We start from the raw sequence: 12,521 nt of genomic DNA on the forward strand, positions 1-12,521 counted from the left end.
TTTAGGATTTTCTGCTATTTTTATTTAGGCACAAACTTTTGTGAAGTCGAACTCGTTTCAGAAGTTGAATTTTATTTTTGATTTATACGAAAACTTTTGGCTTTTGGAGTACGTTTCACTACCAGTGAAAATTTTGTCCAGAGTTTTTCACTCTCTGTTATAATATTAGTATTACGGAAAGGGTCAATTATGCGCTTATTATTTGTTGGAGATGTCGTTGGTAACATTGGGATAAAGACCGTTGAGACTTACTTGAAACAACTGAAATCTGAGTTAAGTCCACAACTCACAATTGTGAATGGGGAAAATGCCAACGGCGGTAAAGGAATTAAAGAAGAAGACTTCAAAAGAATTCTCAATAGTGGAGCTGATTTAGTGACTTCCGGAAATCATATTTGGGATAAGCGTGAAGTTCTTGATTTTATTGATGACACAACCAACATGTTGCGCCCACTTAATTATCCCGGTGATGTACCTGGACATGGATTCAAAACGATCAACGTTAATGGACAAAAGGTTACAGTTTTGAATTTACAAGGAACGGCCATGATGCAACCAATTGACAATCCTTTCTATGCATTTGATGACCTCTACAAGGAACATTCTGATGAATGGATTTTTGTTGATTTTCACGCTGAAACTACCAGTGAAAAAATTGCCTTCGGACAATATGTAGATGGCAGAGCTAAGGCAGTTGTTGGTACTCATACCCATGTTCAAACTAACGATGCCCAGACTTTTCCTAAAGGAACTGCTTTTATCACTGATGTTGGGATGACTGGTTCATTAGACGGAATTCTTGGTGTGCAGAGCCAACGAGTGATTCAGCGCTTCTTGACTCAACGTCCTTCCAAATTTGATGTTGAAGAAGCTGGTCGTGTGCAAATCAACTATGTAGTCGTTGATATCAATGATAATAAAAGTACTATTAAAGCAGATTATATAAGATCTTAAAGGTGAAAAAATGCCTCAGAAAACTAAAGAAACACCAATGATGCAACAGTATTACGAAATCAAAAGTAAGTATCAAGACGCCTTCTTGTTCTATCGAGTAGGTGATTTTTATGAGCTCTTTGAAGAAGATGCTGTTAAGGGTTCACAAATTCTAGAATTGACATTAACCGCTCGTAATAAGAGTGCTGATGAGCCAGTCCCAATGTGTGGTGTGCCCTATCATGCTGCCGATACTTACATTCCTATCTTGGTTGATCATGGTTATAAAGTTGCTATTTGTGAACAAGTGGAAGATCCAACCGAAGCTGAAGGAACCACAGTTAAACGTGAAGTGATTAGAGTTGTAACACCAGGAACAATGATGGATGTCAAAGCTGAAGACAGTGGCGACAATAACTACATCACAGCCATTACTAAGAATGATAATAATTTTGCAATTGCTTATGCCGACTTGGCTACTGGTGAAGTTAAGGCAACTCACTTAACGAGTACCACTGAAGTTTTGAACGAATTACTTACTTTGAATACCAAAGAATCAGTGATGAGTTTCAATGACTTACAACTTGAAGAAGCAATGAAAAAAGTCGGTATTCTAATCACACCGATTGAAGAATTTGCTGATGCCTCAGAAGTTAATTATGTTATTCAAGAATTGACTGATGATACTGAAATTCAAGCTGCTAAATATCTGGTCAGCTATCTTTTAGATACTCAAAAACGTTCTCTTAATCATTTGAAAATTGCTCAAAGTTATGAAGCTAATTCCTATCTCCAAATGGATTACTCTGCCCAAGATAATCTTGAGTTATTCAAATCACTTCGCACAGGTAAGAAATACGGTTCATTATTATGGTTACTTGATGAAACCAAGACAGCCATGGGAACTCGATTATTGAAGCAATGGATTGCTCGTCCAATTATTGATAAGTCTGAATTATTACACCGTCAAGACCGTGTTCAAATTTTGATGGATAATTTCTTCCAAAGAGCTAGTTTGCAAGATTATTTAACTAAGGTATATGACTTAGAACGCCTTGCCGGCCGAATCGCCTATGGAAATGTTAATGGTCGCGACTTACTACAATTGAAGTCATCGCTAGGACAAATTCCTTTGATTCAAGAAATTTTACGAGATTTAGATACTCCAGAGTTTAATGATTTTGCCGCATCACTTGAGAATTGTGGTGACATCTACAAGTTAATTGACGACGCTATTATTGAGGATGCTCCACTTTCAATCAAAGATGGTGGTGTTATTAAAGATGGTTTCAATGAGCAACTTGATCAATATCGTGATGCTTCATCTAACGGTAAACAGTGGATTGCCGACTTACAGGCTAAAGAACAAGAAATCACTGGAATCCATAGCTTGAAGATTGGTTACAATAAGGTCTTTGGTTACTATATCGAAGTTACAAAGGCTAATGTTGGCAATCTTCCTGAAGGACGTTATGAAAGAAAGCAAACCTTAACCAATGCTGAACGTTACGTGACTCCTGAATTGAAAGAAAAAGAACGAATTATTCTAGAAGCAGAAGAAAAATCTAGTTCACTTGAATATCAATTATTTGCTGATTTAAGAGAAACTATTAAAAAAGACATTACTAAGTTACAAAGTTTAGCTGCTAAGATTTCAGAATTAGATATCTTGCAGAGTTTTGCAACCATTGGTGAGAACTATCATTTAATTAAACCAGAGTTCTCTGACAAACGAGTGATTGATATCGTTAATGGTCGTCATCCAGTAGTTGAAAAAGTTTTAGGTCCTAACCAATATATTCCTAATGATGTGAAAATGAATGAAGATGACCACGTAATGATTATTACCGGACCTAATATGTCTGGTAAGAGTACTTACATGCGGCAGATGGCGTTGATTGCAATCATGGCTCAGGTAGGAAGTTTCATTCCAGCCGATTCAGCAACCTTACCAATCTTTGATCATATTTTCACTCGTATTGGTGCTGCTGATGACCTTATTTCTGGGGACAGTACTTTCATGGTTGAAATGAAAGAAGCTAATGATGCCTTGAAGAATGCCACTCCTAATTCACTATTGGTGTTCGACGAAATTGGTCGTGGAACAGCTACTTACGATGGGATGGCCCTGGCTCAAGCGATTATTGAATATATCGAAAATAATGTTCAAGCAAAGACCTTGTTCTCAACTCACTATCATGAATTGACAGACTTAGATAAAGAATTCAGTGGTGTTAAGAATGTGCATGTTAATGCAACCGAAGAAGATGGCACTTTGGTCTTCTTGCACAAGGTTCTCCCAGGACCTGCTGATCAATCATATGGTATTCATGTTGCCAAATTAGCAGGTTTACCAGCACAAGTTTTGATTCGGGCTGAAGAAGTCTTACATCAACTAGAAGCTAATAGTGGTAACTATGAAGAAAAAACGGTGCCTGAGAAAAAATCAGAAGTACACGAAACTGATGAACAACTATCCTTGTTCACTGAAAACACTACCGTTACAGAAGAAGTTAAATCTACTAACTTAATGGATTTAACGCCAATGGAAGCTATGAACTTAATTTATAAATGGCAAGAAGAACTAAAATAATTTCGAAGAAAGGAGCTCATCTTGAGTAAGATATACGAATTATCAGAAGAATTAGCTAACAAAATTGCTGCTGGTGAAGTAATTGAACGTCCTGCATCTGTAGTTAAAGAGCTGGTTGAAAACTCGATTGATGCCCATGCAACTCAAGTAGAAATTGATATTGAAGATGCTGGGTTGAAGAGTATCGAAATTATCGATAATGGTGATGGCATTGCTGAAGATGATCTTGAGCTCGCTTTTCATCGAAATGCCACCAGCAAAATCAAAGGAACTAACGATTTATTTAACATCAAGACTTTAGGTTTTCGTGGTGAAGCGTTAGCTAGTATCGTTGCAGTTGCTAAAGTTGAAATGCTTACCAGCACTGACGGAAGTAGTGCCACAAAAGTTGAATATGAGGGCAACAATTTACTATCTAGACAAACCGCTGCTCGTCCAAAAGGAACAACTATTCAAGTTCACGATTTGTTCTTTAATACGCCAGCGCGCTTGAAGTATTTAAAGAGTCAAAATACTGAGCTGAACAAAATTATCGACATCTTGAACCGTATCGCTTTAGGGCATCCGGAAGTTGCTATTACGCTTAAGAACAATGGTAAGAATTTGATTCGTACTCCGGGTAATCAGAATCTTGACCAGACAATTGCGGGGGTTTATGGTCGTGAAATTGCCACTAAATTAGTGAAGTTTAAGGGTGAGAATCTTGATTATCAAATCAGTGGTTACACATCTTTGCCAGAACTAACTCGTGCCAATCGAAATTATATTTCGGTAATTTTAAATGGTCGTTTCATTAGAAATTATGCCTTAACTAGTGCAATTATTCGTGGCTATGGGTCGAAGCTAATGATAGGTCGTTTTCCAATTACCATTTTGAATATTCAAATGGATCCAGTGTTAGTAGATGTGAATGTTCATCCAACTAAGCAAGAAGTTCGTTTAAGTAAAGAAAATGAACTAGCAAATCTAGTTAGTGAAGCAGTTGATGAAGCAATTAGTCAATTGAATTTAATTCCTGATGCCATGGAAAACCTTCAAGCAACCAAAAGAGTTGCTAAACCTGAATCAATGCCACTGGAATTTGACTATAATAAAGAGCAACCAGTTGAAACCAATCAAGTAAATGAAACTTCAACTCCAGTGGTTGAAGCACCTAAACCAGTCTTAGATGAAGTTGTTAATACAACGCCAATCTTCGATGATCCCTCAAGATTGCAACAATGGGACCAACGTTTAAAAGAAGAACTTAATGAAGAAAAAGAAACTTATCAAAAATTCCCGCAACTTCTTTATATAGGGCAAGCTCATGGGACATATTTAATTGCTGAAAGTGAAGACGGAATATACTTCGTCGATCAGCATGCGGCTCAAGAGCGAGTTAACTATGAGAAGTATCGTAAAGAGATTGGCGAGGTGGCAGCAGACCAACAGAAACTATTAGTACCAATTGTTCTAGAATATCCAAATTCTGACAGTGTCTTAATAAGTGATAAACTAGACTTGTTTAAGGAACTAGGATTGAATCTTGAGAGCTTTGGACAAAATAGTTTTATGATTCAGAGTCATCCAACTTGGTTCAAGAAAGGCCAAGAAGAAGGTACCGCTAAGGAATTAATTGATTATGTTTTGAATGATAAGAATATCTCAATTGCCAAATTCCGTGAAGATGCTGCTATTATGATGAGTTGTAAGCGAGCTATTAAGGCAAATCATCATTTAGATGACCAACAAGCTAAAGTTCTCTTAGAGAATTTAGCCAAAGCCAAAAACCCATTCAATTGTCCTCATGGACGTCCGGTTTTGGTACAATTTACAAATAAAGATTTAGAAAAAATGTTTAAGAGAATTCAAGATTCTCATGAAAGTCGGAGCATATAAATGTTTGAATATTTAAATGGGGAAGTTACCGCTGTCTATCCTGGCTATGTCGTGCTTGATGTTAATGGTGTAGGATATAAGTTAACTGTAGCTAATCCTTATCGCTATGAGTTAAAACAATCGGCAATAATCTACGTGGAACAAATCGTTCGTGAGAATGAACAATCGTTATACGGATTCTTTGACTTGGAAGAGAAACAACTTTTCCAAAAGTTAACCAGTGTTTCAGGAATCGGACCTAAGTCAGCAGTTGCTATTCTTGCTGGAAACGACACTTCGGGAGTCTTTTCGGCAATCGAATCTGGAGATGTTAATTACTTAATTAAATTCCCAGGTGTTGGTAAGAAGACGGCACAACAAATTGTCTTGGACTTACAAGGAAAACTTGAAGTTAGTGCCAGTCAAAATAGTAATGAGATTGATTTATCAGCTTCATCACAACTTAATGATGGCTTAGAAGCCTTGATTTCACTTGGTTATTCAACTAAAGATGTTAAAAAGATTACTGATAAGTTGAAAGAATCTAATGCAACCACTGCTGATGAGTATGTGCGTGAAGGCTTGAAACTATTAATGAATTAAGAAAGGAGGTCCTGATATGAGTGAAAATATGGATGAACATTTAACTGATTTGAATCCTAATGATGAAGAAGAAGTTCAAGAAGAAATCACTCTTCGTCCCAAGAAACTTGATCAATATATTGGTCAAGAAAAAATCAAACATGAAATGAATGTCTATATTCAAGCGACCAAAAATCGTGGTGAGGCATTAGATCATGTGCTTTTATATGGACCTCCTGGATTAGGTAAAACAACGTTAGCGATGATTATTGCTAACGAGTTGGAAGTTCAAATTCACACTACTACTGGTCCTTCAATTGATAAAGCTGGTGACTTATTGGCGATGTTATCAGAGCTACAGCCAGGGGATGTCTTATTTATTGATGAAATTCACCGTCTACCTAAAAATGTCGAAGAAGTTTTGTATTCGGCAATGGAAGATTTCTATATCGATATTGTGGTTGGCCAAGGTTCTGAAGCCCATCCAATTCACTATACCTTGCCACCATTTACTCTGATTGGCGCAACTACTAGAGCCGGACAATTATCGGCTCCCTTGCGAGATCGTTTTGGAATTGTCCAACGAATGAATTATTATACCAACGAAGAATTGATGCAGATTGTTCAACGTTCAGCAGATGTTTTAGGTATGGAAATCGTTCAAGAAGGGGCTTATGAAATTGCTCGCCGTTCACGTGGTACACCTAGAATTGCCAACCGCTTATTGAAGCGCGTTCGTGATTTTGCCGAAGTATCTGGGCAAAATGTTATTGACGAGCAAATTGCTAAGAGTTCACTTGACCAATTACAAGTTGATAGTAATGGTTTAGATCAAGTCGACCGGAAGATTTTGAAGATGATGATTGAACTTTATCATGGTGGACCACTAGGTCTTAAAACAATTGCTGCCAACATTGGTGAGGAACAAGAGACTATTGAGGCGGTTTATGAGCCATATTTAATGCAATTAGGATTTTTAAAAAGAACACCTCGAGGTAGGATGGTAACCCAAAAAGGCTATGACCATTTGGGAATTCCCTATCCCCAAGATTAGGAGAATAGATGTTAAGTACTGAAGATTTTGACTATAATTTACCTGAAGAATTAATTGCACAAACACCAATCAAGAATCGTGATCAATCACGTTTGTTGGTCTTAGATCACAAAACTGGTGAATATGAAGACCACCATTTTTATGAAATTATTGATTACTTAAATCCCGGTGATGCAGTGGTAATGAATGATAGTAAGGTTTTGCCAGCAAGATTATATGGAACTAAGACCGATACCGATGCCCACATGGAAGTGTTGCTCTTAAATAACATTGAAGGTGATAAGTGGGAAGTTTTGATGAAACCTGCTCGTAAGGCTCCTGTTGGCACCGAAGTAACTTTTGGTGACGGACAATTGACTGCCACAGTACTTGAAGAACTTGATCATGGTGGTAAAATTATCGAATTTCATTATGATGGAATTTTTATGGAAATTTTGGAACAACTTGGTGAAATGCCATTACCTCCATATATTAAAGAACGTCTTGATGATCCAGATCGTTATCAAACCGTTTATGCTAAAGAAATTGGTTCGGCAGCAGCACCAACTGCTGGATTCCATTGGACCAAAGACTTACTCCAAAAAGTTGAAGATAAGGGAATCAAATTAGTTTATTTAACCCTTCATGTTGGTTTAGGAACATTTCGTCCAGTGTCAGAATCAGATGTTGAAAAGCATAAGATGCATTCTGAATTCTACCGATTAGATGAAGAATCAGCTCAAACACTCAGGGATGTTAAAGCAAATGGTGGTAAGATTGTTGCTACTGGAACAACATCAATTAGAACTTTGGAAACCATTGGCACGAAGTTCAATGGCGAGATTAAGGCTGATAATGGCTGGACAGATATTTTTATTAAACCTGGTTACGAATGGAAAGTAGTTGATCACTTTATAACTAATTTCCATTTGCCAAAGTCAACTTTGGTGATGTTAGTAGCATCATTTACTGGAAGAGAAAATATTTTGAATGCGTATCAACATGCAATTGATGAGGAGTATCGTTTCTTTAGTTTTGGCGATGCAATGTTTGTGAAGTAAGAATATGAATACTAAAAAAAAGACTAGAATCCATTCGATTCTAGTCTTTTTTTATTTGGGTAGAAGCGAGTATGTTTCGAAAATTCCAAAAATTTTCTAAAATATCAAAAAATGATTGTAACATTAGAAACATATTAACAACTATCATTATTTACGTGGTAAATAATTTACCACTCATTTAGGGAAATCTAGGGGGATTTTAAAATGAAGATAAGAACTAATAAATTGTTCACTCTTTTAATATTGAGTTTTGTAACAATTATTATGGCCTTTGGAAGTATTACAAATGTTAATGCTGCCAGTTCAACCATATTTAATGGTGAATGGCCACTAGGGAAAACTGAAGATGTCAAGGATGGTCTTCAAGTAGGTACATATATGAGCTTAAACGGAGAAAACTCATTCTTCTCCACAAGGGACACATTTATGAAGGCACATTCAGATTTGGATGTCACTTCTAATCCAAGCTCTGTTGACCAAATTGCGCATATGAAAAATACTACTGGAGACGATAAGGATGTAACAGTTGATTATTCGTTGCCTGCTCAATCAAGCAAAGCAACATCTACTGATAAACAATTGGCTGTATATAATGGATCAGAATTGAAGGCTCCAGAAGGAATGACGATTAAATACTCATTCAATAAAAGCGCTTATGGTGATTGGGATGCAACTAAGGCAAATCAATTAACCTCAATTCAAGTAAAAGGTACTTTGAAAGCTGGTTCAGAATTTAAAATAACCATGCCACTTAAATTACAACTTGAAAACTTTGATATTGAACAAGCTTATTTTCCTGCTTCTGTTTTAGAAATAACTTATGATATTGAAGCTGGAGCATCTGGAATGGGTTACCTTCAAGTTCATTTAACTAAACCAATTAAGAGTGATTATAAAACTTCTAGTCAACATTACTTAGGTGTGTTAAAGAAAAATGCTGATGGTGCTTATATAAAGGCACCGGAAAAAATTCAGAAATTATTACCAGTTCAAAATTCTGCCAATGAGATTTATTACGATAACTTTGATGTTTATGATTATTTTAATGGTAAGATGCCTAATGAATCTAATCTTTATTATGGTGGGCGTTTCTACATTAATCTGAAAAATATCCAAGATAGTATCAGAAACGATGGTTACTCGACGTTAGTTGATTTAAATGATACTTCAAAACTACAAGAATTTTATTTTTCTGGTTACGTAACAGTAAATTCAACACCAAAAATTGAAAATGATGCTCTAAAGCCTGGCCAACTCCATGTAAGTTTGCGTGAAGTTGTTAATACTAAAGACTATACTTTGCCATTGAATAGCAAATGGGATAATACCAAAGATGTAACTGTTTATGATCATTTGGAAAAAACTGTTGCTGTAAACAGTAAAGATGTCAAAATTACTGGTAAGGTAGATACTTCAAAAGCTGGTCAATACAAAGTTAAATACACTTATTTACCAGATAATGTAAGTAATACCCAAGTTGTGACAGTCCTACCTGGACCACATACAGACAAACCAAGTAATAACAAACCAAGCAAAAAAGTAACAGTTGTTACTAAGAAATTACCAAAAACAGGTGAAAAAGACACTTCATTAATGGCAATTTCAGGATTAGTATTACTTAGCGGTTTGACAGCTGCTTATGTTTTGAACCGTAAAAGAGCATAATAACTTTTGTTTAGAATATAAATACTAAAAAAGACCGATGGGAAGTTCATTCCTATTGGTCTTTTTCTTTAGAAACTTATTTTGTAAGGTGGAACTCAATTCAAAATAAGTTGCGTAACTTATTTATGGTAATAGTTTTGCGTTCCGTCGTCCCTCGTCTTAAAAACGAAATGGAGATGATTGAGTGCAAAAAAACGTTGAAAGGAATAGTAATGAGTATCTTTTTAGTGCTCATTTTGATCGATTATTCGATTAAGCATCTAGCAAATGATTTACTGGACTTAATTGATCGCATCAAAAAAGACTACTTGAACAAGTAGTCTTACCAACCAGCGCAATTCTGTTACCAAAGATACGGTGTGCTATCACCGTGTCTTTTTTATTGCTAATTTAATTGTAGCACAAAGTGCAAAAATGGCGTTTTTAAATTTCAATTTTTCAAAAATTCCAATTTTTTTTGGAAAATTCAAAAAATGATTGTAACAATTATACTCAGTTACCCTTTATTATAATTAGTGCGGTATGTATTTACTGCTCGTTTTTGGGAAATATTAGGGGGAACACAATATTCGGTTGCTACGAACTAAATGTAGCTGAGGAGAAATAGCTGACACGAAAGCTATTTGAATATAAGATACACAAATTTTCAATTGCCTATTTAGAAGATATATCAAAGGGGGATAATCTTTTGATTAGACAATAATGTATAAAATGGGAAGCATACTGATTGTAGATACCGCAAGAAGGTACTAATTAATAGTAATTCTATGTGATTCATTTATTTGAATAGAGACTAAACAGTTGAATTAGTCACTAAATTGTACTACATTTTAAATATGTTTCGGGGTAGGAAGCACTCTCAAGTATTCATTACAAGGGTTGTGCTTTTCTTTTGGTTTAATTAAAATAGTATATCTGAGCGATTCCAATTTTTTTGTGTCATTTGAAAAAACACTTGGAGAAATATTTACTTAGTTAATATTATAATTAGTACATTATGTGGGTGAATTAATGGAATTAGACAGTCTTTTAGAAAACGATGATCGTTATAAATTATTTATCTATCAACTGCTTCAATTGAGCCATAATTCAGCCTATTCAGTCAATGAATTGAGAAACCAAATTGAACTATCAGAATTTAAGTTTAATAAACTGATTGAAGGGCTAATTAAAGATACTAAAGAACTAAAATCCACAATAGAGGTTGATGATAATAAATATATTGTCTCTGATGACTTATCTTCAGAGGATTATCAAATATTAAGATTGATGTACTTTAAAGCATCAGTTGCCGCTAACTTCTTAGTTAAAGTGGGCTTATTTGAAAACCTAACCACATCTGAATTTGCCGAAGTCAACTACATGAGTTCGTCGTCTGTCTATAACCTACAAACCGACATAAATGATCTACTTTCAGAATTGAACCTGAAAGTGAAATCTTCAAAAATTATTGGACCAGAAAAAGAAGTTCGTAGTTTTTACTTTAAATTACTGTTTGAATACTTCGGGGGAATTGAATCGCCATTTCCAAAGCGAACAGCTGAATCAATTGAAAATTATTTAGCAGAAATTGAAATAGTTAATCCTTCCAAAGTGAAAATGGCACAGTTGAAAATTTTGTTGGGAATTCAAATTTGTCGAATCAGAAATGAACACGACATTAACGAGTTAACCAACATACCAATTGTTGAGCTTTCTAATAAGAAGAAGTTTTTCAACGACAATGAGCTGCAATATCTATCACTCTACTTAATTCTTAATCGCTTAGTTGATATCGATGTGAAGGAAGTTCAAGACAAGATAGAAGCTACTGAATTGGAACAACGATTCACATCCTTGTTAGAAGATAAACTTCATGCTTCTAAATTGGAATCTTATCGTGAATTAAGTAGTAAAATCAGTATCATTTCGCAGAGATGGCACAATTTTTACTTAACTAGCACTACTTTTATCTCTATTTCACAGTTTAGGTTTCTCGAACAAAGTTATCCATTCTTACACAAATTAGTTCACGAATTTGTTGAAAAATTGAATCGAGTGGATGATCGCAAACTTTCTAATACCGACAAGTTGAGTTTGTATTATGATTTCATGTTTTGTTTGTTGTCGTTTAAAGAGATTCAAAACTTCGAGAATGCGGTCAAAGTAGTAGTTGATTTTTCAGGTGGGGATAATTACAACAGTTTCATCAAAGAAAATATCGCGTATTTTAGATATTTAAATATTCAAATCGTAGATAGTTTAAGCGATGATATCGATATTTACATTTCCGATTTTAGTAATTCAGATATAAATAGCATACAGATGATTTGGAAAAGTCCGCCAATCGATAGTGATTGGGCACAATTCGCTGACACTGTAATCATGCTAAAGGGGAATAGAAATGAATAAGAGAAGATATGTTTACGGGTCAATTGTCGGAGTTTTTCTGATAAGTCAGGCGACTATTGGGCTTCATAATAATTCTGAAGACAACAAAGAAATAAAGACTCAAATTGAGTTGACTGATTTTCGTAGAAATAGCAAAAAACTCGAAAAGAAAGTCACCGCAAGAGTTGATGATAAAGATGTAAAAAAAGTTGTCTATAAATACAAAAAGAAAAAAGATTTCCATAAAGTTCAATCGGTAGTAACGAGTGTCCAAAATGGTGGACATTCTGGTGGTGGTCCTGGTGGGTTTATCGGAAGTGAAGCTGCTCAAGTAGCTAAAGCTTTGTCAGGGAAATTCCTAATGGGACAAAGTAGTGACGACTTTTTTAGTCAAAGTAGTCAGTTAGATATTTAGGGGAAATTTAAA

9 protein-coding genes are annotated in these 12,521 nt (G+C 35.3%); all 9 read left to right on the forward strand.

Features of this window, described 5'->3' with window-relative positions; translation table 11 throughout:
* Positions 1-189 precede the first annotated feature (189 nt).
* The 9 genes from Q2T76_RS07380 to Q2T76_RS07420 all read left to right on the forward strand — a co-directional run bounded on the left by Q2T76_RS07380 (position 190) and on the right by Q2T76_RS07420 (position 12,509).
* Positions 190-954, forward strand: a complete 765-nt coding sequence (locus tag Q2T76_RS07380) for a TIGR00282 family metallophosphoesterase (RefSeq protein ID WP_302084895.1) — start codon at positions 190-192, stop codon at positions 952-954.
* A gap of 10 nt (positions 955-964) precedes the next feature.
* Positions 965-3,526, forward strand: coding sequence for a DNA mismatch repair protein MutS (mutS, locus tag Q2T76_RS07385; RefSeq protein ID WP_302084896.1), 2,562 nt, complete (start codon positions 965-967; stop codon positions 3,524-3,526).
* Positions 3,527-3,547: 21 nt separating this feature from the next.
* Positions 3,548-5,404, forward strand: coding sequence for a DNA mismatch repair endonuclease MutL (gene mutL / locus Q2T76_RS07390; RefSeq protein WP_302084897.1), 1,857 nt, complete (start codon positions 3,548-3,550; stop codon positions 5,402-5,404).
* Positions 5,405-5,986 carry a Holliday junction branch migration protein RuvA gene (gene ruvA, locus Q2T76_RS07395; protein WP_302084898.1) on the forward strand — a complete coding sequence of 194 codons (582 nt, stop codon included), beginning with the start codon at positions 5,405-5,407 and terminating at the stop codon, positions 5,984-5,986. It abuts the gene before it with no gap.
* A gap of 28 nt (positions 5,987-6,014) precedes the next feature.
* Complete coding sequence (gene ruvB / locus Q2T76_RS07400; RefSeq protein ID WP_302084950.1) at positions 6,015-7,019, forward strand: Holliday junction branch migration DNA helicase RuvB; 1,005 nt, start codon at positions 6,015-6,017, stop codon at positions 7,017-7,019.
* 8 nt (positions 7,020-7,027) lie between these two features.
* Complete coding sequence (gene queA, locus Q2T76_RS07405) at positions 7,028-8,059, forward strand: tRNA preQ1(34) S-adenosylmethionine ribosyltransferase-isomerase QueA (RefSeq protein WP_302084899.1); 1,032 nt, start codon at positions 7,028-7,030, stop codon at positions 8,057-8,059.
* Between the two features lie 204 nt (positions 8,060-8,263).
* A complete protein-coding gene (locus Q2T76_RS07410; RefSeq protein WP_302084900.1) occupies positions 8,264-9,724 on the forward strand; it encodes an LPXTG cell wall anchor domain-containing protein in 1,461 nt (486 codons plus the stop codon).
* Positions 9,725-10,735: 1,011 nt separating this feature from the next.
* Complete coding sequence (locus tag Q2T76_RS07415) at positions 10,736-12,115, forward strand: helix-turn-helix domain-containing protein (protein WP_302084901.1); 1,380 nt, start codon at positions 10,736-10,738, stop codon at positions 12,113-12,115.
* Positions 12,108-12,509 carry a hypothetical protein gene (locus Q2T76_RS07420; protein WP_302084902.1) on the forward strand — a complete coding sequence of 134 codons (402 nt, stop codon included), beginning with the start codon at positions 12,108-12,110 and terminating at the stop codon, positions 12,507-12,509. Before Q2T76_RS07415 ends, Q2T76_RS07420 begins: the two co-directional genes overlap by 8 nt.
* Positions 12,510-12,521 lie beyond the last annotated feature (12 nt).

This window comes from Lactobacillus sp. YT155, assembly GCF_030504545.1.
Taxonomy (GTDB): Bacteria; Bacillota; Bacilli; order Lactobacillales; family Lactobacillaceae; genus BQUT01.